27 protein-coding genes and 1 pseudogene are annotated in these 22705 nt (G+C 52.8%); 4 read left to right on the plus strand and 24 right to left on the minus strand.

Features of this window, described 5'->3' with window-relative positions; genetic code table 11:
• Positions 1-77: 77 nt before the first annotated feature.
• The 6 genes from HGBM_RS28295 to HGBM_RS22440 all read right to left on the minus strand — a co-directional run bounded on the left by HGBM_RS28295 (position 78) and on the right by HGBM_RS22440 (position 5389).
• Positions 78-728, minus strand: a complete 651-nt coding sequence (locus tag HGBM_RS28295) for a peptidoglycan recognition protein family protein (protein ID WP_019123330.1) — start codon at positions 726-728, stop codon at positions 78-80.
• Positions 728-1123 (minus strand): phage holin family protein, encoded by a 396-nt coding sequence (locus HGBM_RS22420; protein ID WP_019123331.1) that lies wholly within the window; start codon positions 1121-1123, stop codon positions 728-730. The genes HGBM_RS28295 and HGBM_RS22420 overlap by 1 nt, the downstream gene beginning before the upstream one ends.
• A gap of 218 nt (positions 1124-1341) precedes the next feature.
• Positions 1342-4011 carry a S8 family serine peptidase gene (locus HGBM_RS22425; protein ID WP_019123332.1) on the minus strand — a complete coding sequence of 890 codons (2670 nt, stop codon included), beginning with the start codon at positions 4009-4011 and terminating at the stop codon, positions 1342-1344.
• Between the two features lie 265 nt (positions 4012-4276).
• Positions 4277-4843, minus strand: coding sequence for a sigma-70 family RNA polymerase sigma factor (locus tag HGBM_RS22430; RefSeq protein ID WP_019123333.1), 567 nt, complete (start codon positions 4841-4843; stop codon positions 4277-4279).
• A 23-nt stretch (positions 4844-4866) separates the two neighbouring features.
• Complete coding sequence (locus tag HGBM_RS22435) at positions 4867-5082, minus strand: hypothetical protein (RefSeq protein WP_019123334.1); 216 nt, start codon at positions 5080-5082, stop codon at positions 4867-4869.
• 103 nt (positions 5083-5185) lie between these two features.
• Positions 5186-5389, minus strand: coding sequence for an XtrA/YqaO family protein (locus tag HGBM_RS22440; protein ID WP_019123335.1), 204 nt, complete (start codon positions 5387-5389; stop codon positions 5186-5188).
• 267 nt (positions 5390-5656) lie between these two features.
• Here HGBM_RS22440 and HGBM_RS22445 point away from each other — a divergent pair, with 267 nt between their 5' ends.
• Both HGBM_RS22445 and HGBM_RS22450 read left to right on the plus strand, forming a co-directional pair.
• The gene (locus HGBM_RS22445) at positions 5657-6097 is read left to right on the plus strand and encodes a helix-turn-helix domain-containing protein (protein WP_019123336.1); all 441 of its coding nucleotides are present in this window, start codon (positions 5657-5659) and stop codon (positions 6095-6097) included.
• Positions 6098-6118: 21 nt separating this feature from the next.
• Positions 6119-6550: an ImmA/IrrE family metallo-endopeptidase gene (locus HGBM_RS22450; RefSeq protein WP_019123337.1), complete on the plus strand. Its 432-nt coding sequence runs from the start codon at positions 6119-6121 to the stop codon at positions 6548-6550.
• Positions 6551-6668: 118 nt separating this feature from the next.
• On the opposite strand, the gene HGBM_RS22455 is transcribed toward HGBM_RS22450, so the two are convergent.
• The 10 genes and pseudogenes from HGBM_RS22455 to HGBM_RS30525 all read right to left on the minus strand — a co-directional run bounded on the left by HGBM_RS22455 (position 6669) and on the right by HGBM_RS30525 (position 14251).
• Positions 6669-7385, minus strand: a complete 717-nt coding sequence (locus tag HGBM_RS22455) for a stalk domain-containing protein (protein WP_019123338.1) — start codon at positions 7383-7385, stop codon at positions 6669-6671.
• Between the two features lie 276 nt (positions 7386-7661).
• On the minus strand, positions 7662-8228 hold the full coding sequence (locus HGBM_RS22460) for a TetR/AcrR family transcriptional regulator (RefSeq protein WP_019123339.1): 567 nt from the start codon (positions 8226-8228) through the stop codon (positions 7662-7664).
• Between the two features lie 184 nt (positions 8229-8412).
• Complete coding sequence (locus HGBM_RS22465; RefSeq protein ID WP_019123340.1) at positions 8413-9489, minus strand: phosphotransferase family protein; 1077 nt, start codon at positions 9487-9489, stop codon at positions 8413-8415.
• Between the two features lie 17 nt (positions 9490-9506).
• Positions 9507-10679: a thiolase family protein gene (locus HGBM_RS22470; RefSeq protein WP_019123341.1), complete on the minus strand. Its 1173-nt coding sequence runs from the start codon at positions 10677-10679 to the stop codon at positions 9507-9509.
• A gap of 68 nt (positions 10680-10747) precedes the next feature.
• Positions 10748-10891 (minus strand): annotated as a pseudogene (locus tag HGBM_RS22475) (SDR family NAD(P)-dependent oxidoreductase); the annotation flags it as partial.
• Positions 10892-10906: 15 nt separating this feature from the next.
• Positions 10907-12106: an acyl-CoA dehydrogenase family protein gene (locus HGBM_RS22480; protein WP_019123343.1), complete on the minus strand. Its 1200-nt coding sequence runs from the start codon at positions 12104-12106 to the stop codon at positions 10907-10909.
• A gap of 35 nt (positions 12107-12141) precedes the next feature.
• A complete protein-coding gene (gene fabG / locus HGBM_RS22485; RefSeq protein WP_026074605.1) occupies positions 12142-12900 on the minus strand; it encodes a 3-oxoacyl-ACP reductase FabG in 759 nt (252 codons plus the stop codon).
• Between the two features lie 42 nt (positions 12901-12942).
• Positions 12943-13365, minus strand: a complete 423-nt coding sequence (locus tag HGBM_RS22490) for a MaoC/PaaZ C-terminal domain-containing protein (protein WP_019123345.1) — start codon at positions 13363-13365, stop codon at positions 12943-12945.
• A 13-nt stretch (positions 13366-13378) separates the two neighbouring features.
• Positions 13379-13816, minus strand: a complete 438-nt coding sequence (locus HGBM_RS22495) for a MaoC family dehydratase N-terminal domain-containing protein (protein ID WP_019123346.1) — start codon at positions 13814-13816, stop codon at positions 13379-13381.
• A gap of 270 nt (positions 13817-14086) precedes the next feature.
• Positions 14087-14251: a hypothetical protein gene (locus HGBM_RS30525; protein WP_019123347.1), complete on the minus strand. Its 165-nt coding sequence runs from the start codon at positions 14249-14251 to the stop codon at positions 14087-14089.
• 59 nt (positions 14252-14310) lie between these two features.
• Between HGBM_RS30525 and HGBM_RS22505 the strand changes: the two genes are divergently transcribed.
• Both HGBM_RS22505 and HGBM_RS22510 read left to right on the plus strand, forming a co-directional pair.
• On the plus strand, positions 14311-14562 hold the full coding sequence (locus tag HGBM_RS22505) for a hypothetical protein (RefSeq protein ID WP_019123348.1): 252 nt from the start codon (positions 14311-14313) through the stop codon (positions 14560-14562).
• 83 nt (positions 14563-14645) lie between these two features.
• A complete protein-coding gene (locus tag HGBM_RS22510) occupies positions 14646-15047 on the plus strand; it encodes a PaaI family thioesterase (protein WP_019123349.1) in 402 nt (133 codons plus the stop codon).
• An 88-nt stretch (positions 15048-15135) separates the two neighbouring features.
• Here HGBM_RS22510 and HGBM_RS22515 read toward each other — a convergent pair whose 3' ends face one another.
• The 8 genes from HGBM_RS22515 to HGBM_RS22550 form a co-directional block, all read right to left on the minus strand.
• A complete protein-coding gene (locus HGBM_RS22515) occupies positions 15136-16419 on the minus strand; it encodes a TRAP transporter large permease (RefSeq protein ID WP_019123350.1) in 1284 nt (427 codons plus the stop codon).
• A gap of 13 nt (positions 16420-16432) precedes the next feature.
• The gene (locus HGBM_RS22520) at positions 16433-17026 is read right to left on the minus strand and encodes a TRAP transporter small permease (protein ID WP_019123351.1); all 594 of its coding nucleotides are present in this window, start codon (positions 17024-17026) and stop codon (positions 16433-16435) included.
• A 48-nt stretch (positions 17027-17074) separates the two neighbouring features.
• Positions 17075-18094 carry a TRAP transporter substrate-binding protein gene (locus HGBM_RS22525; RefSeq protein WP_019123352.1) on the minus strand — a complete coding sequence of 340 codons (1020 nt, stop codon included), beginning with the start codon at positions 18092-18094 and terminating at the stop codon, positions 17075-17077.
• Between the two features lie 12 nt (positions 18095-18106).
• Positions 18107-19174 carry an Ldh family oxidoreductase gene (locus tag HGBM_RS22530; RefSeq protein ID WP_019123353.1) on the minus strand — a complete coding sequence of 356 codons (1068 nt, stop codon included), beginning with the start codon at positions 19172-19174 and terminating at the stop codon, positions 18107-18109.
• 7 nt (positions 19175-19181) lie between these two features.
• Positions 19182-19892 (minus strand): FadR/GntR family transcriptional regulator, encoded by a 711-nt coding sequence (locus HGBM_RS22535; RefSeq protein ID WP_019123354.1) that lies wholly within the window; start codon positions 19890-19892, stop codon positions 19182-19184.
• Between the two features lie 20 nt (positions 19893-19912).
• A complete protein-coding gene (locus HGBM_RS22540) occupies positions 19913-20860 on the minus strand; it encodes a hydroxyacid dehydrogenase (protein ID WP_019123355.1) in 948 nt (315 codons plus the stop codon).
• 80 nt (positions 20861-20940) lie between these two features.
• Positions 20941-22116, minus strand: coding sequence for a UxaA family hydrolase (locus tag HGBM_RS22545; protein ID WP_019123356.1), 1176 nt, complete (start codon positions 22114-22116; stop codon positions 20941-20943).
• Between the two features lies 1 nt (position 22117).
• The gene (locus HGBM_RS22550; protein WP_019123357.1) at positions 22118-22438 is read right to left on the minus strand and encodes a UxaA family hydrolase; all 321 of its coding nucleotides are present in this window, start codon (positions 22436-22438) and stop codon (positions 22118-22120) included.
• Positions 22439-22705: the final 267 nt, after the last annotated feature.

Raw genomic sequence — 22705 nt, forward strand, 5'->3', positions numbered from 1 at the left:
CTTGTCTTGGCTGGAGCAGCCTGGTGACTGAATTTTCCGGATAAATTTGATGCTGGCTTGTATTTCACACACGTCATTTAATCGATCACGTCTATCCCCACCGCCCGCCGCAGCGAGTTTGCCGCATGGTGGGCAGCCGCTTGCACTCCCTTGTCTCCACTCGCCATGTACAAAGCGCTCAGCACGCTGATGACTTTCTGCGTTGCTTGCTTGTCCAAGGGTTCCGTCGCAGGGTTTCGTTTGCTCTCTACCATAGTAAGGAAGCTTTCCCACCCACCGACCCGGCCCCTGATGATGTGCGGGCAGTTCTTGCCGCTCCAGCGGTTGTGCTGGACTACGCAATCGATGGACAGGTTGAAATGCTCCAGCAGATAAGCCGTCAGCTCCGCGGCGTTGGCCTCCGCTTTGGCTCGATCCCCATCCGCGTTCTCGCAGATCTCGATGCCAATACTCGCGCTGTTTCCGGGACCGCTGCCGTCACCGGCGTGCCAGCCTGCTTCGTCCAGCGGCAGATGCTGCACGATCGTCGTCTCGTCGACGGTAAAATGCCACGAGACCATGCGTCTGGCTGCCTCATCGCTTTTTACGTACGCTGCGTGGGAGCGTGCATTTGCACCCGCTCCCTTGTTTCCTGTGTCGTGAATCGTGATATATTTGGGGGCGGTCCACTTTTTGCCCGGTCGGTTTGGACGGCCTACGGGGATGAAATCCTGGATGATAGGCAGCATTATTGGACGTCTCCTTTCCCTTTCAACACTTCGACCGCCCGCTTGACCAACTCCGGCACCGGCAGCCCGACCCGGCCGGCGTTTTCCAGAATGGACAGCAGTTCATTGGCCAGGTAAAAGAAGATCGCCGCATCGCGCAAAATGTGCTGCTCGCCCAGCGCCGTATCGACCAGATGGGCGATCGCCACCATCAAGAAGGTAAAGACCTTGCGGGCGATGCCGAGACGGCCCACTTTGCTGTTCAATCTTCCCTCTGCCCCTGCCGCCAGAATGCCTGTGACGTAATCAATCGCGACGAATGCAACCAGTATGTTCAGCAGCATCGACCACCCCCCAAATAAAAAAGAGGCGGCAGCGCCCCCGAATGCGACTATTGATTTGAAGGTTGTTTCCATTGGGTTTGTCTGTCCTCCTTTTGTGCTGATAATAGATAATGACAAAAGAGGTCATGTGTGAAAGGATCATTTTCAGCCTTTTTAAATGAACAAACTCCCCTGTTTTTAAGACAAGGGAGTTTGTTTTGTTGGGGCCACTGTGTTGTACGAACCGATCTTCGCCTTCAGAATTAGCTACAACGTTACTGTCCGTTCTGCCATAGTAGGGTTTCCTATTGTTATGCCCATGAAACAGTCAAGTTGTCAATAGCGGAAAGACCGGTATCACTGTTTAGGGATTTCGCACTAAAAGTAATCGTTTGTTTACCTGTCCCTAATGCGATATTCCCGCTATTTTTCCAATCTGTTAAAGTGTTGGCACTAAATTTTTTCACTCTGTTTACAAGTACGGTTAATTCTGGCATTGAGTCACCAACGAGTTTTCTCAGGGTATAGTCGAATTTCAAGTTACTTGTAGTCGCGCCAACAGGTACATCAACTGAAAAAGACACTTCTCTAATAGTCGTTAAGGAAGTTACTGTAGACATGCAGTAGTTACTGTTGCCTGCAGAACCTCCGTCCCCATTAAGTTTTTGTCTGTTCCAGGAATTTCCTTGCGGGGTATAGGTGTAATCGAATGTGCGTACATCGCTTTCAAAGTCGTCAATACGTGTAGTTGGTGTTACTCCACTAGACGTTGTCCCACTCTTTGTTGCACTTGTAGTACTGCCGTAAGCATTTTTAGCTACAACATAGTAACTGTAGGTTGTACCTGGAGAAAGCCCTGTATCGGTAAAGGTTGTGCTGGTCCGATCAGTTGCAATCCGAGCACCGTTTCTGTAGATATCGTAGCTGGCAGCACCTGAAGCAGAATAGGTCAGCGTCAAGCTGTTTGTAGTCGGCGAGCCGACTGTCAAGGATGGTGTGCCAGGTGGATTTCCGGTGGCTGGTTGTGAAATATTTAATGTAAACGAGCCGGTTGTACTGCTTCCGTAGGCATTGATCTTGATGTAATACGTTTGCCCAGCCGTTAGGTTATAGTCAATCTTTGGCTGTAGATTTCCACCACCGTCATCGTTCCAATCAAGCTGTTTCCGATTTGCATCGTACAAGTAAGCTCGGAGGTCAATACTACTTGACGTGGTGAACGTGTGTACTCCGCTTCGGGTCGGAACGAATTTGAAGTAAACTTCCTGACTGCCGTGTGCGATATTTCCGTTTGTACTACTACCTGAAAGAACGATCGGTGTTTCAAACGTGTCGCCAGGAATGTCATCAATTTTTGTAATATAAGTTCCGGCTGGACCGTACGGATAGTCAACGGTGTTCAATGCCGTAAGCTTCATGTAGTAAGTTTTAGCGGCAGTCAACTGCATGTCCAACTGCGGGTTTCCATTGGTGCCAGAGTTACGGTCGTAAGTAAGCAAATACTTGCCAGAATCGTAGACTCGCATTTCCGCAGAAAGACCTGTACCAAGGAAGGTACGAATTCGGTATCTACCAGTTGTAGCCGGTACAAAATTAAAGTAAACCTCACGATTGGGGAAATACATGACGTTTAGACTTGATGAAAAACCTGTCCCAGCCAGAACAGCGGTTCCGAAAGAACTGCCGAGCATCTCCCCAACATAGAAGGAGAATGTTCCGTAATCTTCCTTATTCGCCGCATATATCACAATGTAATAGGTTTTACCTGCTTCGACATCAAGATAACCGTCACCTACTGTGTCAATCTTTCCGCCTTTGTCATTCGTGACGAATCTGTAGAAAGAGCCGAATGTTTTGTCTTTTACAGCCATTTCGACACGTTCAGTTACAGTCGCCACGTACTTCATGATAGCGTAGCCATTTTTCTGTAGCTGAATGCCGCTCATAGTTTGATTACGAGAAATCGTAACAACGGCTGAAGCAGTTTTCGCAGTCCAAGGAGAAATAGCGCATCCTACGCCATACATGATGTCTTTGCCAGGTACACCAAAGTCATCGTAGTGCTCCAATATTTTCGCTTTCAATTGGTCTGCCGTATAGTTCGGGTACATTTGCTTATACAAAGCTGCCATACCAGTAATGTGTGGAGCCGCACAAGATGTACCGCCGAATAATTCATAACGGTTGCTAATTCCATAAAAATCTGTACCATCGATATTCTCTTGCGTTGGTTTAGGAGCCATAACACCGTCGCCTGGAGCAGAGATATCTACTTCGGGGCCGCGACTTGAATAATCTGCAATCACCCGATTAGGCGAAATACTGCCCACTGCAAGAGTGAACGGATATGCCGCCGGATACTTAACACAATTGTTTGGATCTGGCGTATTTGGTATACTTGCTTCATTACCTGCCGAACATACAAACAATACACCATGATCCCGATACGCGGTCTCATAAACCCTACGATCACTCTCACCGCCGATTACACCACCGTAGCTACAGTTGATGATTTTTACTCCTTTTCCTATCAACCAGTTTATAGAGGAATAGATAGCATCTGAACTAAATGACCATGTTGATTCACAGGCTTTTGCACAATACAATTCGACTTCTGGTGCAACGCCGACATAGCCCTTATTATTATCTTTTGCCCCAATAATTCCTGCAACATTAGTCCCATGAGGATGCATGTCTTCTTCTGCTGGATGATCAATCCATGGAGAAAATCTTTCAGTATACACTATGTCTTCATGATTACCAAAACCCGTATCAATCACACCAACTTTTACGCCTTGTCCTCTGTATCCACGCGCCCAAAATTCGTGAATACCTGACATGATGTGCGACCATTCTGGAGGATTCTGACCCGCTGTCGCTTCTGTAGGGTAGTAATATTGATTTTCTTCGACAGCTAAAACATTCGGGTCATTCTTTAAATCGTTTAAGAGTTCGTCATCGACATTATCAATAATAAACACTGATGGTATGTTCTCTAAATTATGTTTAATGTACGGTCTTTTCGACAACCCTCTTGCAGCGTATTTTGCGGCATACTTCTCTACGTGCCTTTTTAGCTTTGCATTGTTGCCTTGTTGATCCTGATCCTTGAAGGGACAAGATAGACTTTACTCATGTTTTCCTCTCCTTTTGAATTGCAGAAATCCTTCCCGCAACTCTCCCATTTTCGATAAGCCCCCTTCGCCTCTCACCCATTACGGGCTTTCGTATGACAAAAAAACAGCCTCATCCGGCGAGGACGAGGCTGCTTGCGATCCGCTGGGCGATTTTGTTCTGGGCGCGGGAGATGTAGGTCTGGACGCTGCTCTTGGTGATGCCGAGCAGTTGGGCCACCTCTTCCAGCGAGAAGCACTCGCCGTGGGTCAGGACAAAACACTCCCGCTCCCGCTCGGTAAGCGAGGAGAGCACGCATTCCAACCGAGCCGCCTCCTGCTTGTCCAGGGGGCACGGGCTGCCGGCGGCGCTGTAGCTGAACAACACCTGCATCAGCGCCGGATCCATCGGCCGTTCGCGTTCATATCCGGCCCGCCGCTCGATTCCCCGTCTGTTTCCGGGCTGGCGGCCGGTCTCCAGCCACTCGATTACGTAGTCGACGCTGCCGATCATTTCTTCTACCAGCCGGCGATCCCCCTTGTGCGAAGGCCCGTTTGAGACAGCTTTTGCTCTTCCGGTCAGCCTTTTCGCCGCGTTCAGGCGAACCAGCCGCTCGGCATCGTCGGCCTGTTTCAGGTGGCGCTGCAGGCGATTCAACGCTTTCTTCGTCTCCTGATACTCGCAAAGCAAATCTTTCATGCCATTTCCCCCTCCCCGCCCGGTTATCTCGGCCTCGTGCCCCTGTCCTTCAAAAACTGCCGCGGCCCGGTATCGCCCATCAGCCGCCGAAACTGGCCGATGGTCAGTACGTCAGCCGGCTTTGTTGGCAGAGGCTTGCGGCGGCGCCGCTCTTTCGCTTTTTCCAAATGCTCTGCGAAGCTCACCAGCTTGCCTGTTTTCTGTCGTTTCCACTCCAACAGCTCGTAGATCTTTGCCATGATTCGTCCCACCTTTTTCGCAAAATAAAAAGGGCGCCAGCCACACCTGAGTCGGTGTTAAACTGACGCCCTCCCGTTGTCGGTACCAGGCCTGCTATGCGGTTTACAAGCGAACGCTTCTTCTTTCATCATATCCGGTGATCTTCCCTTGATAGCACTTCACGACGACGTCACCGTGCTCTACCAGTCTGACGAGATTGGCCTTGCTCTGCTTCGGATCGATCAGCACCATAACCGGTTCGCTGCCGACGGACACCGTCACCGTCCTGTTCAGAGGATTGATCTGCAGCTCTTGCCATTCCTTCATACCTCACTCCTCACTTTCAGAGAGATTGTAAAATGGTTGCGGTTCGTATCTAAAATGTATTGTATTTCCGTCATTTTTGTAAAAGACTGTTTCTGCCCAAATTTTGCGGTTTTCTATTATTTTCAAAAGAATACCTGGTTATTCCAGCATAACACTTATTTTTACTTGTATTTACGTCGAAATATCAATTGTATTTCCGACCTCGCTGTATTACAATCTATGATATAAATGTCGGTATAATCGACTTTTCACAGGGAGTGCGGCGTCATGTCTATCGGAAGCAATATCAGGTTCTTTCGAAAACAAAACAAAATGACTCAAACCGAGCTGGCGAAAAAATCCGGCATTTCCAGATCGTATTTGGCTGACATCGAACACGACAGATACAATCCCAGCCTGGATGTGCTGAAGTCTGTTGCAGAAGCGCTGCAAGTCGGCACCCATATGCTCTTGGCAGACAATCCTCTCGCAGAGATCACCGCGGGCAAAAACCATCCTCCCCAACTGCTGCCGAAAGAGGAGAAAGATATCGCCAGGGACCTGGAGAAGATGCTGAATGATCTGGAGTCAAGCGAGGCGCTGGCGTTCCAGGGGGAGCCGCTAGACGAGGCCAGCAAGGAGCTGCTGCGCATCTCGCTGGAAAACTCCTTGCGGCTTGCCAAGCAGCTGGCCAAACAAAAATTTACCCCTCATAAATTCAGGAAGTAAGCTTCGGAGGGGGATGGTTGAATGCGAACAATCAAGGAGACCGTATCGCAGCTTACCAAAAAGTATGGAACCAACGACCCCTTTGAGATTGCATCGCGGAAGAATATCCTGGTTCTCTTCGAACAGTTGGGAAGCACGCTCGGTTACTTTAATACCTACAAGCGAATCCGCATGATCCACATTAACAGGGACTCGACTGAAGCGGAGCAAAAATACACGTGTGCCCACGAACTCGGCCATGTGATTTTACACCCTACAGTGAACACGCCGTTTTTGAGCAAACACACATTGTTTTCCATCGACAAGATTGAACGGGAGGCCAATGAATTTGCTGTCGAGCTGTTGATGCCGGACGAGTGGGTATACGAGAATCGGAATACGGCCATGACGATCTATGAGGCGGCTGCCGTATACGGCATACCGCCGGAAGTGGCGCACCTGAAAAAGCTGTAGAACGATTCCCGAAGAAGGATAGGGGAAGAGTTCACTTGTGTCAAAGAAAAAAACGTGCAGACCTTGATCCGCTGTCTGGAACAGGGTCTGCACGTCGAATCGGCCATGTTAAGACCGATTAAATCGTATCGCCGTCAAATTCGATATCACCGCTGCTGGCATCACCGTAAAAATCGTGAAGCTCTTCGTCTTCATAGCTGTCGATGATCGATCCGCTGATGTCGGCATCCTCGAATTCATCCCAGATGTCGTTGCAGATGTCTTCCACGAGCCTTTCTTTTTCGCTGGTGGTCAGATCGTTGTAATCATCCTCATATTCGTCAAGATCAACCTCGATTTCTACGTCAATATCGTCTTCATCTCCGCTCAAGCTGATGTTCCAGTTCAAGCCCTTATAATCTCCGTAGTCGTAATTAAGGTTGTCTTCCAGGTCACTGAGTCGTTCATCGATGTCGTCGCTGTTATTATTTTTGCTGATTTCTTCCTCAAGCTGGTCTTCCAAATCCTTGATCTTGGCATCCTTCTGTGCTATCTCCGCCTGCAGGGCAGCGATCCGCGGGTCCTCTTTGTCTGTGATCCCAACCGTATATGTAGTGCCGTCCCAGGTGACATTCTTATTAAACACGCCAGCCATCATTCTCACGGGAATATAGGTCGTGCCATTGATGATGAACGGTTCGATGTCTGTGGGAACCAAGGTGTTGTTGTACATAATCTTGATGTTATTGTACATGGCCTGCACGGTTTTCGTTGTCACGGCAGCATCTGTTTTTGCCGGTATAAACGCCGCCAGCATCAATGCAGACAGAAGGATGATCGACTTTTTCTTCCACACAATAAACCCCTCCTCCAGGATTTTCTAAGTTTTGAAATCGATAATTCATAGTTTACCGATGAATTGTGTCAGGAGAATGTCAGGGCCTATTAAATTCGTCATGAAAGAAGAAATTGATCCTAGAGTATGACTGTTCCGAAAGCTGTGACGAAGACGGCAAAACGGACTTTTTCTGAAAGATACTGACCGTACAGTATCCATAGTATTCAATATCCCGAATATTATCAATATACCAACCATCCTCTTTTGATGGGATAGCCAGCGGACTCATCGGATTTACTTGTAAGCGATGCCGTTTAACAACATCTCCATATAGGTTCGAATCAGCTCATCTTCCGGAACCGGGCCGTCAGGTTTGTACCACCTGTTGCTCCAATTGCACACGCCCAGAATGGCAAAGGTAACAAGATCGGCTCGCAGATCCGGACGGAACTCCCGGTTCTCTATTCCCTGTTCGATAATCTTCTGCAGATTTTTCCGAAATTCCCGCCGTTTTCTTCTGATGATCATGTAATTCTCTTCGTTAAGGTGGCGCAGCTCACGGTAGAAAACCCTGGCCATCCGTCCTTGTGTGCGGATGTGTTTGATCAGCAGCGCTACGACCTCAAACATTTTTGTTTTCCAATCCTTGTCGGATTGAATCAGTATGTGCTCCTGCTTGACCAAAAGATCATCGATATACTGCAGTTGGATATCCATCAGCAATTGTTCTTTTGATTCGAAGTAATAGTAGAAGGTTCCTTTGGTAACGCCGAGCCTGTCGACAACGTCCTGAATGGAGGTTTGACTGAATCCTTTCAACTCAAACAAAGCAATGCTCTGTTCAATGATTTTATTCTTCATGAAATGGCGCCCCTTTCCCGAGACAGATAATTACGACTATTATAATAGAAAGGCTTCATCCCCAACAATTCCAACTAGAGCAGGTCACCAATTTTTATATGTACTTTCAGTAACTTCCTCGCCTCGCCGCTCACGCAAGAGAAATTCAGGTTCCAGCGTGATCAACTCGCGGTCGACAAAACGCCTAGAGTGCGTTTTTGAGCGTCAGTTCCCAAGCCTTTCGAATCAAGCTCCGGGCCAGATCACCCAATTGGGCAAACCGCTGGTCTTTGGTCTGGCCGTTTTTCCAACGAAAATAGATCTGCTGGCAAATCACCGCCCATTTGAAGTAGGAGAACGTCACATAAAAATGAATGCGGGTTACATCCCGCCCGCTCTTTTTGGCGTATCTCTCGATCAGCTGTACGCGCGTCATAAAGCCGGGCAGGACGGTTACCGGTGGAGTCCTCCTGTAGGCGAGCACCTGCAAGTCGTCTTCCTGGATCCAATAGCACAGCATACAGGCCAAATCGGCCAGCGGATCTCCGATCGTCGTCATCTCCCAATCAAAAATCCCGATCATTTTCGTCAGATCATCGCTGTCGAACATGACGTTGTTCAACTTGTAATCATAGTGAATAACCGTCGGTTCAGGCGAGATCGGCAGATGCTCCGTCAGCCACTTCTTCAGCTGCTCCACTCCCTCTGCCTGATCTGTTTTCGCCCGCTCGTATCTTTCGATCCATCCGTGCACTTGCCGCCGCATGAATCCTTCGGGATAGCCTATTTGTTCAAGGCCTGCCGCTTTGTAATCGACACGGTGAAGTTCTGCCAGCCGATCGATCATCACTTCCGAGATTTGCCGGCAAAGTGCGGCAGCAGAAGTGTGGTGCGCGGGGAATTGGGTATCGAGAACAATCCCGCGCCTTCGCTCCATGAGAAAAAAGGGGCTGCCGATCACACTGCGGTCATCACAGAAAACATATGGTTTCGGGGCAAGCGGAAAGACGGGATGAAGCCTGCTTAGTATCTGGTACTCTCTCGCCATGTCGTGGGCTTTGGGCGCTACGGGACCGAGGGGAGGGCGGCGAAGCACCGCCTCCCACTCTCCAATCCGCAAGAGGTAGGTCAAATTGGAAGCTCCTGTGCCGAATTGTTCGATTTCCAGCGGCGACGAAACGGCAATATCCGTATTTTCCCGCAAGAATTTCTCCAGTCTATCGCGCTGCAGTTCTTCTCCTTTGCGGACAACAATCGTGTCACGGAACCTGTTTTTAGCCATAGGGACCACCTTGTCCGCTAATTTTCCCGTTCCAGAATCACCGCAATTCCTTGTCCGCCGCCGATGCATGCCGTCAACAGGGCGTAGCGTCCCGGCACCCGTCTCAGTTCGTAGACGGCTTTCGTGGCCAGGATCGCGCCGGTTGCCCCGAGCGGATGCCCGTGGGCAATCGCCCCGCCGTTTACATTTACCTTGTTCGGGTCCAGCTGAAGCTCCCGGTCACAGGCAATCACCTGGGCGGCAAAAGCCTCATTGATTTCGATTAGATCCATATCGTCCAAGGTCAGACCCGATTTCTGCAGCACTTTGCGGACGGCTGGCACCGGACCGATGCCCATGATATTCGGGTCGACTCCGGCCACCGCGCGGGAGCGAACGGTTGCGAACGGCTGCAAGCCCAGTTCCTTCGCTTTTTCCCGGGCCATGATGACCAGTGCGCAAGCTGCGTCGTTCAGCCCCGAGCTGTTCCCGGCAGTGACGCTGCCTCCCTCGACGAATGCCGGCGGGAGTTTGCCAAGGCCTTCCATGGTCGTCTGCGGCCGGGGATGCTCATCCTCGGCGAACAGGAAGGTTTCGCCTTTTCCCTTGGGGACCGAGACCGGCACGATCTGTTCGTCAAACCGTTTTTCTGCCATGGCATTGGCCATCTTCTGCTGGCTGGCCAGGGCAAACGCGTCCTGTTCTTCCCGGCTGATCCCATATTTTTTGACGAGGTTTTCCGCGGTGATTCCCATCGGAGGGTTGCCGATTTCGCGCGGAGACAGCTGGGATTTTCTGAATGGGGGCGGCTGCACGCTGTACAGTTTGTCAGGCTTGCTCATCAGATACGGTGCCTGGCTGTAGCTTTCGATCCCTCCGGCGACATAGATGTCGCCATCCCCCGACTCGACCGCCTGGGCAGCCAAAGTGATGGCATTCAATCCCGATCCGCACTGCCGGTCAACCGTCAAACCGGGAATCTCCAATGACAACCCCGTCTTCAGTGCCGACAAGCGGGCGATGTTCCCTCCGCCGCTAAGCACGTTCCCCATGATGACATCGTCGATCATATCTGCAGTCACCCGAGCCCGGTTCATCGCTTCCTTAATTACGGTCGCCCCGTAGTAGTGCGCAGGAAGCGTCGCCAACGCTCCCCCGTTTCTGGCAATCGGCGTTCGCACCGCGGCAACAATGACAGCATCACGCTTCATCCTGTTTCCCCCTTCCGTTTTTCCGGTCTGCTCTTCTTACATGGCATGGCTTCCGCCATCGACGACCAGCACATGCCCAGTTTGCGCGAACAAACCACCACATTTGCTCCGGCTTCGGCAAGGGCCTCCGCTATTTGTTCGCCCAAGCCCCTGCCCCCGCCGGTAACGATCGCGGTCCTGCCGCCAAGGTCAAACAGTTCCCGAATGTGCATACTCTCCCTCCTCCTTTACGACCGCAATTCCGCCTTTGCGATGGCGGCGCGATGGACTTCATCCGGCCCGTCGGCGAGGCGCAGCGTCCGCGTTTTCGCCCACATCGCAGCCAGCGGAAAGTCTTCGCTCACGCCGGCGCCGCCATGTGCCTGAATGGCCCTATCCAGCACCCGCAAGGCCACATTGGGAGCCACCACTTTGATCATCGCGATTTCTTTTTTGGCCTGTTTGTTCCCGACAGTATCCATCATGTAGGCGGCCTTCAGCGTCAAGAGACGGGCCTGTTCGATTTCGATCCGGGAATCTGCGATCCACTCCCGGACCACCCCCTGATCTGCCAGGGGCCTGCCGAAAGCAACCCGGCTTTTTGCCCGCTTCACCATCAATTCAAGCGCCCGCTCGGCTGCCCCGATCAGCCGCATGCAGTGGTGGATGCGTCGCGGTCCCAGCCGTCCCTGGGCGATGGCAAATCCTTTGCCTTCGCCCCACATCATGTTGCCGGCAGGCACCCGGACGTTGTCAAAGGTAATTTCCGCATGGCCGTGGGGCGCGTGGTCGTAGCCAAATACCGGCAGCATCCGTTCAATCTTGACGCCTGGCGTGTCCAGCGGCACGAGGATCATCGACTGCTGCTCATGCTTGGGGGCGGCAGAATCGTTCTTCCCCATCACGATGGCGATCTTGCAGCGGGGATCGCCGGCACCCGACGACCACCACTTGCGGCCGTTGATCACGTAGTGGTCGCCGTCCCGCACAATGGCCGCTTCGATATTGGTCGCGTCGGATGAAGCCACGGTCGGCTCCGTCATGGAAAAACAGGAGCGGATTTCGCCCCGAAGCAGCGGGACCAGCCACTGCTCCTGCTGTTCTTTCGTCCCGTAGCGCACCAGCGTCTCCATGTTGCCCGTGTCCGGAGCGCTGCAGTTAAACGCCTCCGGCCCGATCATCGAACGGCCCATAATCTCACACAGCGGCGCATACTCCAGGTTGGTCAGCCCCGCTCCCCATTCGCTCTCGGGCAAAAACAGATTCCACAGTCCGGCCGCCTTCGCTTTTGCCTTCATCTCTTCCATGACAGGCGGGCTTTGCCAGCGGCTCGGCGCTTCATTCAACTGCTGCTCATACGTTTTTTCATTGGGGTAAACGACTTCTTCCATAAACTGAGTCAGACGTTCCTGCAGAGCTTTGCTCTTGTCACTATGGTCAAAATTCATCACATTTCCCCCATATTTCTTCACTGGCCAAATCGTCAGATTCCGCCGCGCACGTACAGGACTTGGCCGGTAATAAAGCTGGACTCCTCCGATACGAGAAAGAGGACGGCGTTGGCAATGTCAATCGGCTTGCCTGTTCTCCCCAGCAGCGACCGCTCTGCCGCCGCCCGTTTAAACGCTTCAAAATCGCTACCGACCCGCTCTGCCGTCGCCTTGGTCATGTCTGTTTCAATGAACCCGGGGGCGATCGCATTTACGTTGATGTTGAATTTGCCAAGTTCGATCGCCAGTGTCCTGGTGAACCCTTGCAAGCCGGCCTTTGCCGTGGCGTAATTGAGCTGGCCGCGATTGCCCAGCGCTGAGGTGGAGCTGAGATTGACGATCTTGCCGTACCGCTGCGGCACCATGTATCGCTGAGCCGCCTGGGACGCGTAGAAAGAGCCTTTCAGATGCACGTTCATCACGGTATCCCAATCCTCATCCGTCATTTTGTGAACCAGATTGTCGCGGATCACCCCGGCATTATTGACCAGGATGTCAAGACGGCCAAACGTGTCGACGGCTTTCTGCACCATCTCCTCGACCGACTGCCGCTCGGTGATGTTGCACGGCACGGCAATCGCTTCGCCGCCGGACGCTTTGATCGCCGCTGCCGTTGCTTCGCAGGCGTCCGCCCGTATGTCGGTCACGACGACCTTAGCCCCTTCTTCGGCCAGCCGCCCGGCAGTTGCCGCTCCAATGCCCCGCCCTGATCCCGTAATAATAGCTACCCGATCTTTTACTCTCATACTCATTCTCCCTTCCGTTTCACATCCCGAAATCCGGGACATGTCGTTTTACTGCTCTGCCGGAATCGCGTACTCGGCATGTCCCCGGACTGCCTTATTTCCTTCTTGCGTGGCAGCCCATACTTCACAGGAAACGATCTGCCTGCCCGCCTCGATCCGGGTCTCAAGCACCCGGCCTTCGCAGGTGAGCTCATCTCCGGGGCGGACCATTCCCGTAAACCGGACACCGAATATTCGCAGTTCTCCTTCCATGCCGATGACATCCGTCATGAGTTGGCCGACAAACGCCATGGTCAGCATGCCATGGGCGATGACACCGCCAAGTCCCGCCTCGAGGGCAAACTCTTCCACGGTGTGAATCGGGTTGAAATCCCCGGAAGCCCCGGAGTACATGACCAGCTGTGTTTTGGTAATGGGCGGTTTCGTCAACGGCCCGATTGTCTCGCCCGATTGAAACAGTTTGTTTCCCATCACCTTCCCCCTCCTATCCCCGGTAGATCGTTGTCATCTTCGCGATGAAAACGGTTTCGTCGGATTCGTTGACCCCTTTTTGCTCGTGGACCAAAAATGTCATCCGCCCCAGCTTTCCTTCCTTGTCGTAGACATCCACCAATTTCGTCGAGCAGTAGAGCACGTCGCCGGCGCATATTGGCTGGAAGTACCGGAACTCCTGCTCGCCGTGAATCAACCCTTCGCGCTTTATTTTGAAATCAGGGATGGCACCGTAGTCGAACGTGCGGCTAAATGTCGGCGGTGCGACGATGCGTCCGTAACGGGTGGTCTTCGCGTACTCCTCGTCGCGGTATATCGGATTCGGATCTCCGATCGCATCGGCAAATTTGCGGATCGCCCCTTTTTCCACTTCGTTTTTGACAGGCTTCGACTCCATTCCGACAAACCGTTGAAACAACTCTGCGCTCATTGAATCCCCCATTCCTCGGAAATTAACTGACCGGTTGGTATGTAGCTGCATTAGTCATTGATATTATATTCAAAAATATCAGTTAATTCAAATATTTTTCATTATTTATCTATTTTTCTGAATAAAAAGTTGCTATGATACTTGGTGAACATCCATTATTCAGCAAGGCGAATCTCACGGAGCAATTCATGAGCCGGAAGCGAAACGGGAATGCAAAGCGGCCGGACGATTTCACTATCGCTATCAAAATGGCGAATCGGCTGCCGATGTTTATCTGGCTCCGCCCTGTTTATGAACACTGTCGTCCAGCGGCTGGTCCAGCAGCAGCGATATGATCATTTGCTGGTGGTGTCGCATGCCGCCTTTATGTGATTCCCTATGATCCGCAGAAGGCGAAAGCCAGTTGTTGGCGGCTGCCGGCGTCTCCCACGTCAAGCTCGACATCATCCTGAAACCCGACGCGTTCAGCATGCGGCTCGAGGATCGGGGAGGCCGTGCGGGCACAGCTGGACCAGGTCGGCATCAAAGTGAATCTGCATCCGACAGAAGTGACCAAACTGACCGAAGAGTTTTTCAAAGTGTTCAAATATCCTGCCGCCATCGCCCGAACGTCCAACAGTAAGCGACCCGAAGTTTCAATTCCTCTCAATCGAAAAGCAGGCGGCTGGTTGTCTTTGACAGCCATTTCTCCTATGATAAGAAAAGCTTCTAAAGAAGCCCTTTCGAAGAAGCTGGTTCTTCCTTAGCGAATGCCTTTCATGCAGGATAAGGAAGCCATTTCAGGAAGTTATCCTTTCTTATCCTGTAAAAAAACAGGGGGTGGAGAAGAGTGGAGACAAAATATCTGCAGGAATTGAAACATGATTTTTCTGATGTTCCTTTTTGGCGGCACGTCGGCTGCGTAATCGAGAGCGTTGAAGAAGGACAGGCGGTGCTGTCGCTTACCATACAGCACCACCACATCAACGGCAATATGACGCTCCACGGGGGCATGTACGCCACCTTGCTCGACAACGCGATGGGCCTTGCTGCCCGTTCTCTCGGAGAGAGGAAAGTGGCGACGACCAACATGAATATTCACTACCTCTCCAGCATTGGCGAAGGCACCATCTACGCCCGGGGCCGGGTGGTCCATACGACCAAGCGGACGATTACAGCCGAAGCCAGAGTGGAGACCGCAGACGGCGAACTGTTGGCGATGGGAACCGGCAGTTTTCGCGTGTTCAGGTGAGAGGTTTGCCTGAGGCTCTATCAGCGTTTTCAGCAAATGACTGGATGGCGGCAGCCCCTGTCCTTTCGCCGGATGAGGGGCTGCCGCTCTATGGTCCGAGCAAACCGGGCAGCCACATGGAGATTTGCGGGACGTAGGTGATCAGCAGCAAATCTGCCACGAGCAGCACGATAAAGGGGAAGATCCCGCGAATCAGATGTTCGAGCGAAATGTTGGCGATCCCCTGCACGATAAACAGATCGAGGCCGACCGGCGGGGTGATTAGTCCCAGGGCGAGGTTGACCACCATCACCAATCCAAAGAAGACGGGGTCGATTCCCGCTGTTTTGATCAATGGCAGGAATAAAGGTGTTAAAATCGTGATGGCGGCAGACGCGTTTAAGAAACAGCCGGCGATGAACAGAATGATGTTGATCAACAGCAGTATCACGTACTTGTTGGTTGTGACGCCCATGATGAGAGCGGCCAATTGCCCGGGAATCTGTTCTGCGGTCAGCAGCCAGCCAAAAAGATTGGCTGCGGCGATGATGAATACAATCATCGCTGTCGTTATGCCGGCGCTCATCAAAGCATCGGGCAGCTGCTTCCACTTTACATCTCTGTAGACAAACATCCCGACGAACAGGGCATAGGCGGCCGCAATCGCTGCGGACTCTGTCGGGGTGAACACTCCCGAACGTATCCCCACGATGATGATGACGGGAAGCAGAAGCGCCCAGACCCCTTCTTTCAGGGCTTTTCGCAAGGTAGTCAGTTCAAAAGCGCCCCCTTGACGGTCATACCCCCTTTTCTTCGCCGTGAAGTAGTTCATACCCATGATCGATAAACCGATCAAGATTCCCGGAATGATGCCGGCTGTGAACAAAGCGCCGATGGATACCCCGGCTGTCACACCGTAGACGATCATGGGAATGCTGGGCGGAATCACCACGGCGATCGTTCCGGCTGTCGCAACCGTAGACGCGGCAAAAGCCTTGTCATACCCCTTTTTTTCCATGACAGGAATCATCATTTTTCCGACAGCCGCCGTATCGGCAGCCCCTGAACCGGAGATTCCGGCAAAAAACATGCTGGCCAGCGTAGAGACTTGGGCCAGTCCCCCTTTCAGCCACCCCACGCAGGCGAATGCGACATTGGTAATCCGCTGGGCCATTGACCCCGCCATCATCAGCTCTCCGGCCAGCATAAAAAAGGGAATCGCCAGCAGCGGAAACGAATCTACCGCGGTAAAGAATCGCTGCGCAACGACGGTTAACGGGATCGGCACGGAACTGAGCCCGATCCCGCCAATAGCCGCCAAAGACAGGGAGATGGCGATAGGCACACCGATTCCCATGCAGACAAATAACAGAAAAATAACCGGCAAAACCATCCGAACCCCTCCTCTATCCGATTTTTTCCGCTATCGCAGGCTCTTCTTTTCTTCCTTCATCAACAGCTTCCCCTGACCTCTCCTTCCGATGCGAATGGACCGCCTCCGCAAGTAATGCAAACGAATGGAGCAAGCAAACGGCAGAACAGAGCAAGAGAGAGGCGTACATCACCGACATATTGAGATGCAGGGAAGGAGATAACTGCCCGTTGGTTATGACTGCCATCTCAATTCCTTTGACCAATAGAACACCGAAAAACACGGAATTAAGGACTTCGACCGCGAGACTGCATCCTCGCTGCCACCGGGAGGGAAAGAATTTCGTCACGATTTCCACTTGCGCATGGCCTTTGCTTTTGTATACCACGCCGATACCCAAAAATACGATCCAGATGAAGAGATAGCGGATGGCCTCTTCCAGCCAGGGGAAATTCAGCGCGGATAGATTGGCCTTGGGCAGCACACTTGTGAAAAAGGAGCTTTGCAGGATGTACCGCGAGAACACTTGGTAGATCGTAGCCAGAAAGGCCACCCCCATAAAAGTCACCACAACGTATCGTGACAGCTTGTCGACCCATTGGCTCAGCCTGTTTACCGATGCTCTCATGTGAAAACCTCCCTTGGAGAAAGTCAGGAAGGGCGGAGCCTTCCCCTGTCAGTTCGTGTTTCTGATTTTTTCAATGAGGTCCTTGCCAATGGAATCCTGCATCTCCAGGTAAACGGGTTCCACCGCTTTGCGGAAGGAGTCCAGATCCGGATGTTCCTCCACCGTCATGCCATCCGCTTTTAACTGCTGCAAAAACTTCTCTTCGGATTCTTGGGAGACTTGCCGTTCATAGGCTCCCGCTTCTTTGGCCGCCTCTTTTACCGCCTGCTGCAGATCGGCAGGCAGCTGCTCCTGGGCCGCCTTGCTCATCAGGAAAATGGCGGCGTCGTAGGTATGGGCGTTCAGCGTCAAGTACTTTTGCACTTCATGAAATTTGTTCGTCGCGATTTGGGCCAAGGGATTTTCCTGTCCGTCCACGACTTTTTGCTCCATGGCGGTGTACAGTTCGCCGAAGGGGATCGGAGTCGGTGTTGCGCCCAGCGCATGAACAAAGGAGATGTAGGCGGGCGACTCCTGTACGCGCAGCTTTAGCCCTTTTGCATCAGCCGCGGTCTTGATCGGCCTGACATTGTTTGTCAGATGGCGGTACCCGTTTTCCCAGAACGCCAAATTCACGATCCCTTTTTGCAGCAGGTCGTTTGACAATTCCTGTCCGATCTTTCCATCGAGAACTTTTATCGCCTGCTCCCGATCACGGAACAGATAAGGCAGGCTGAGCACGTTTAATTTGGGGGCGAAGTTGGCGACGGGAGCAACCGAGCCGATGTGGAACTGAATGGTGCCTAATTGCAAGCCTTCGATTTGGTCGCGGCCGTTTCCAAGCTGGCTGCTGGGAAAAATGTCTATCTGGATCCTTCCCTTTGACTTCTCCGCGACGATCTGTTTAAATTTCTCCGCCCCCAGCTGATAGGGGTGTTCTCCTCCCTGGAGATGCCCCAACTTAAAGACAAACTCCGGCCCCGCGGAAGCGGCGATTGCCTGGTCAGAGGCCGCTTGCGGACCGCCGCCGCAGCCTGCGATGACGAAGATCATGCTCATCAAAAGCATTCTGATCGTTACTCTCCCCATCTTGATCCCCCTTTAAAGTTGATCACGTGAAAGCAGCAGCTTTTTGGGAAACGTCACTTTGAGCTCTTTTCCCAAAGCGGCCAATTCCTTTTCTACCTCAGGCGGCAGCCGGATTCCCTTTGATACCCGTTCTGCACGCTCCTTTGCCCTGCGCTCGCCGGGAAACAGGATTTCTTTCACCCCGGGCATCCGCGGAACCGCTTTCATCTCTTGCAGCAGGACGCTCATCAGATGGGTAAAACGCTCCAGAGGCATAAATTTCTCCACGTCAAGCAGCAGGAAAAAGTGGCCCACATTCGCCTGCCCGCCGTCTTCGTTGTACAGGTTCTGGACATGCGGCCCAAAAGCAGCCCCGGACAAAACCCCTGTCAGCACTTCGACGGCAAGGGAAAGAGCGCAGCCCTTGGCCCCGCCTACAGGCAGGACAGCGCCGGCCAGTGCCTCTTCTGGGTCTTCGGTTTCCTCTCCGCGAGCATTGATCGCCCACCCTTTGGGGATGGGTTGTCCCTGTTTGGCGGCCAGAATGATTTTCCCCCTGGCGACGACGCTGGTCGACATGTCAATCATCACCGGCGCCTCTGTTCCCGTGGGGAATCCGAAAGCGATCGGATTGGTCCCGAAGAATGCCCTCGCCCCTCCCCACGGGGGGATTCCCGGCGGAGAATTGGTGAACACCATCGCAGCCAGCCCCTGGTCACATGCCATCTGACAGTAATAGGAAGCGGCCCCGAAATGATTGCTGCCGCGGACCGCGACGGCTGCCGCTCCGGTCTCCTTGGCGATCGACATTCCCTGCCTGCAGGCATGAACGGAGACGATTGGCCCCAGTCCGTTGTCCCCGTCAACCAGCAAGACGGACTCCCCCGTTTTTTTCATGGCAATCGCAGGGTTTGCGTGAATTCTCCCTTCCTTCATCCGTTTCGCATAGATGGGCAGCCGGCTGATGCCATGGCTGTCGGTGCCCTCCAAATCAGCCCGAATCAGCACATCTGCCGCGACGGAAGCGTCTTCCCTGTTTACTCCCAGCCGCTCGAATACGAACCTGCAAAACCTTCTTAATTCTGCCGCAGCATATGTCATCGTTCGTTCACTCACGTTCGATTTGTTTTTGACGAATGATCGATTTTTCTACGCTGTTTAAATGATCCAGCATCAGCTGTTTGGCTGTGTCTGCGTCTCGCAAAATGATGGAATCGACGATTTTTCCGTGTTCTTTGATCGATTGTGCGGCCCGGTCCGGAATCCGGATCGACTCATTCCGCGCTTCGCCGAGCAGGTCGATGAGATGCAGCATAATGCGGTGCAGAACCGAATTCCCGGACATGCGGGTCAAAGCGAGATGAAACTTGTGGTCCAGCCGGGCCAGTGCCGCATAATCTCCTGCCTTGAGCGCCCGTCTGCTGTCGGCCAACATATGGGTCAACTCCGCTTCGCAAGCAGAATCCACATGTTTGATGGCCCATTCGACCGCTTGCGTCTCCAATACCTTGCGAATCGCAAACAGCTCGATGATATGGTCATGCTTGACAAAAAAAGCCGACGTGATCTTGGCAAGCTGGGTATCGGCGTCGGCGACAAAGACGCCGTTTCCGTGCTTGATGTTCAGGTAGCCTTGCGCGGCCAGTATTTTAAATGATTCCCGGATCGTGTTCCTGCTGACATTCATCAGCTGGGCCAATTCCCGTTCGCCCGGAATCCGTTCACCGGGGGCAAACTTTCCTTCGTATATCAAATTTTTGAGATAGTCGACGACGGTGTCTGAGATATTCCTGCGATCTACCCGAAACGATTCAAACATGTTCTCACCTGTATTCTCCTTTACCGAACCTGACAGACGCTTGGCTCTCCCCGCAGTACCCTCCCTATCTCCTCGGCGATCAAGATAGCAGTCCTCGTCTGTGATTCTTCCGTTACACCTGCAATATGCGGGGTGATGGCCACATTTTCGCAATGCAGCAGCGGATTGGCAGGGTCGGCAGGTTCTTTTTCCAACACGTCCAGAACGGCACCGGAAATCGTTTGCTCCGTCACTGCCGCAAGCAAAGCGGCTTCGTCTATAATGCCCCCCCGGGAGGTATTGATGAGGTATGCCGCTTGTTTCATTTGCTGAAATTCTCGCGTGGAAAACATCGATTTGGTCTGGGGCGTCAATGGAACGTGGATGCTGATGTAATCGGATGTCTGCAGAAGATCAGCGAATGAGACAAGTCTTATCCCTGTCTCGGCGGCGGGAAAATCATGCGGCATGACAAGGGGATCATACCCGATCACCTGCATGCCAAAAGCCAGCGCCCTTTTCGCGACGCGGTGGGCGATCTCGCCCATTCCGACCAAACCGACTGTTTTTCCATACAATTCCATCCCGGCAAACCGCTTGCGGTCCCAGTTTCCCGCTTTGACATCCCTATCCGCCGCATGCAGGGGGCGGTTTGCCGCCAGCATCGCCGCCATCACGTATTCCGCCACGGAAATGGCATTGGCATTCCTCGCGTACAGCACTTTTACTTGGCGGGCATCAGCGCAGTCCAGATCGATATTATCCAGTCCGACGCCAAGCCGGCCGATGACTTTTACTTTTGATCCGGCCTGCAGCAGAGCGCGATCCACCCTTGTTTGATTTCGCACGATCAGCGCGTCTGCATCCCTCGCTTTTTGCAAAAGCCGGGCTTCATCGCTCCACAGCGTCTGATCGTAGTCCGCCTCGGCGTATTCCCTGATTCTTTCAAGCCCTTCCGGCCAGATAAACTCCGTTATCAACACTTTCACAGGAAGCCACCCCATCTTGGCTGTGAGGCAAGGGGTCCCGCCTTGCCTCACGACATTTGGCAACGGTTTTGACGATAGGACTATATGCTGACGCCCACGCGATGGATCGCAAATCCGGTCTGCTCGTGCAGGATTTCGCTCTTCGTCAATTTCCCGCTGCAGGTTTCCAGCACTTCTTCGTAGATGAGTTCCCCGGCTTGTTCGATCGTCAGCTCATCCCGGAAGATGCCGCTCAGATCCAGCTCCATGGTGTCTTTCATCAAGGCAAAGGATTCGCTGTTGCCGGTGATTTTGATCGTCGGCATGATGGGGTGTGAAATCGTATGTCCTCCGCCTGTGCTGAAGACGAGGATTTGCGCGCCTGCAGCCGCAATGCCCGTAATCGATTCGCTGCCGTGGCCGGGCGTGTACATGACGTAGACACCCGGGTCTTTTTGCGTGCATTCCTCCGCGTATTCCAACCCGTTGATGATCGGGGCCGATCCTGACTTCATGTATGCGCCAAGCGATTTTTCTTCGATCGTGCTGAGTCCGCCCAGGATGTTGTCGCCGGTCGGCTGCGAACCCCGGATGTCTTCGCCGCTCGCAAGCGCCCTGCGCTCCAAATGCTCGATGTAGCCGACGATTTTCTCTCCAATCTCAGGGGAGACGGAACGCTGCCTGATGTATTCTTCTGCCCCCATCAGTTCCATGACTTCCGCCAAAACGGAGCGGCCGCCTTGGGCGATGATTTTGTCGGAGCAGACCCCCAGGGCCACATTGGAGCCAATGCCGGAGCTGGTGTCGGACGTGCCGCAGTTTAATCCGAAGAGCAGATTGGAGACGCTGACCAACTCCCTTTTTTGCTTGGACAATTCGCGTTTGATGTACAGGGCTTTTCGCGTCGCTTCCGCCGTCGCCTCAATCGCCCCGCCGGCCCGCCTGATGTTGACGACCTCAACCGGCTTTCCTGTCTTGGCGATCTCGGCGGCGATATCCTCCGCCGTACATCCTTCTTCCCGGAAGTGATCGATCACCACGACCCCGCCGACATTTGGGTTTTTCCCCATGCCGACCAAGGTTTTAAACGTCATACGCAGGTCCGGCCTCACCTGGCAGCGGCCCAGCGGGTGGGTGATCGCGACAGCTCCGCTGATGGTGGCGGCCACGCGTTCGGCTGTGGAGTTCGCATAAATCGTGCCGGACAGGATCAGTATGGTGTTGCGAATCCCGACCGACCCATTCGGACGGATATATCCCCAAAAACGGTCACTCATCTCAAAGCGCCTCCTTTGCCGTGGCCACCTGGTACAGATCTCCGCGGCCGCGGTTGCTTTCGATATTGTGGATGTGGACGTGATCGCCGACCTGGATATCTGTCAACGCCGTTCCGATGCCGAGGCCGTATTTCCAGATCGCGTCGCCCTTGCGAATCGGGCGAACGGCGATCTTATGCCCGTAGGGAATATCTTTCAGAATCTCAATGGATTGGATCGCTCCGTCAAGCTCAATTTCCACCACCCGCCCTTTTGCCATATTCCTGCTGATGACGGTTCCGGTGTTGTCCTTTGGACTGATCACGTGAATCTCTCTTGCCATGCCAAGGCCTCCTTTATTGTTTTTCGTATGCAGTGGTTGGAGTTGCGATGGTCAAATGCTCCAACCAATTTTGCCTGAGCCTATTAAAACACCGCCGTTTTGATCAGACAATAGATTTTGAATATTTTGATTTATTGAAATATTCGATAGGACAAATTGGGATTCCCAATCATCACGATCCCTCTTCCTGTGTTATTGTTACAAAAAAAGGCAGGGTGATTTGGCAGTGAACCTCGACCATTTGAAAGTTTTTTATGTCGCGGCGAT

Origin of the sequence: Brevibacillus massiliensis, assembly GCF_000311785.1 — a bacterium.
Classification (GTDB): Bacteria; Bacillota; Bacilli; order Brevibacillales; family Brevibacillaceae; genus Brevibacillus_C; species Brevibacillus_C massiliensis.

Coding starts and splice junctions, on each gene's coding strand:
- HGBM_RS28295 (WP_019123330.1), bottom strand. CDS start 728: ATGCTGCCTATCATCCAGGATTTCATCCCCGTAGGCCGTCCAAACCGA.
- HGBM_RS22420 (WP_019123331.1), bottom strand. CDS start 1,123: ATGGAAACAACCTTCAAATCAATAGTCGCATTCGGGGGCGCTGCCGCC.
- HGBM_RS22430 (WP_019123333.1), bottom strand. CDS start 4,843: ATGAAAGATTTGCTTTGCGAGTATCAGGAGACGAAGAAAGCGTTGAAT.
- HGBM_RS22435 (WP_019123334.1), bottom strand. CDS start 5,082: ATGGCAAAGATCTACGAGCTGTTGGAGTGGAAACGACAGAAAACAGGC.
- HGBM_RS22440 (WP_019123335.1), bottom strand. CDS start 5,389: ATGAAGGAATGGCAAGAGCTGCAGATCAATCCTCTGAACAGGACGGTG.
- HGBM_RS22445 (WP_019123336.1), top strand. CDS start 5,657: ATGTCTATCGGAAGCAATATCAGGTTCTTTCGAAAACAAAACAAAATG.
- HGBM_RS22450 (WP_019123337.1), top strand. CDS start 6,119: ATGCGAACAATCAAGGAGACCGTATCGCAGCTTACCAAAAAGTATGGA.
- HGBM_RS22460 (WP_019123339.1), bottom strand. CDS start 8,228: ATGAAGAATAAAATCATTGAACAGAGCATTGCTTTGTTTGAGTTGAAA.
- HGBM_RS22465 (WP_019123340.1), bottom strand. CDS start 9,489: ATGGCTAAAAACAGGTTCCGTGACACGATTGTTGTCCGCAAAGGAGAA.
- HGBM_RS22470 (WP_019123341.1), bottom strand. CDS start 10,679: ATGAAGCGTGATGCTGTCATTGTTGCCGCGGTGCGAACGCCGATTGCC.
- HGBM_RS22480 (WP_019123343.1), bottom strand. CDS start 12,106: ATGAATTTTGACCATAGTGACAAGAGCAAAGCTCTGCAGGAACGTCTG.
- fabG (WP_026074605.1), bottom strand. CDS start 12,900: ATGAGTATGAGAGTAAAAGATCGGGTAGCTATTATTACGGGATCAGGG.
- HGBM_RS22490 (WP_019123345.1), bottom strand. CDS start 13,365: ATGGGAAACAAACTGTTTCAATCGGGCGAGACAATCGGGCCGTTGACG.
- HGBM_RS22495 (WP_019123346.1), bottom strand. CDS start 13,816: ATGAGCGCAGAGTTGTTTCAACGGTTTGTCGGAATGGAGTCGAAGCCT.
- HGBM_RS22515 (WP_019123350.1), bottom strand. CDS start 16,419: ATGGTTTTGCCGGTTATTTTTCTGTTATTTGTCTGCATGGGAATCGGT.
- HGBM_RS22520 (WP_019123351.1), bottom strand. CDS start 17,026: ATGAGAGCATCGGTAAACAGGCTGAGCCAATGGGTCGACAAGCTGTCA.
- HGBM_RS22525 (WP_019123352.1), bottom strand. CDS start 18,094: ATGGGGAGAGTAACGATCAGAATGCTTTTGATGAGCATGATCTTCGTC.
- HGBM_RS22530 (WP_019123353.1), bottom strand. CDS start 19,174: ATGACATATGCTGCGGCAGAATTAAGAAGGTTTTGCAGGTTCGTATTC.
- HGBM_RS22535 (WP_019123354.1), bottom strand. CDS start 19,892: ATGTTTGAATCGTTTCGGGTAGATCGCAGGAATATCTCAGACACCGTC.
- HGBM_RS22545 (WP_019123356.1), bottom strand. CDS start 22,116: ATGAGTGACCGTTTTTGGGGATATATCCGTCCGAATGGGTCGGTCGGG.
- HGBM_RS22550 (WP_019123357.1), bottom strand. CDS start 22,438: ATGGCAAGAGAGATTCACGTGATCAGTCCAAAGGACAACACCGGAACC.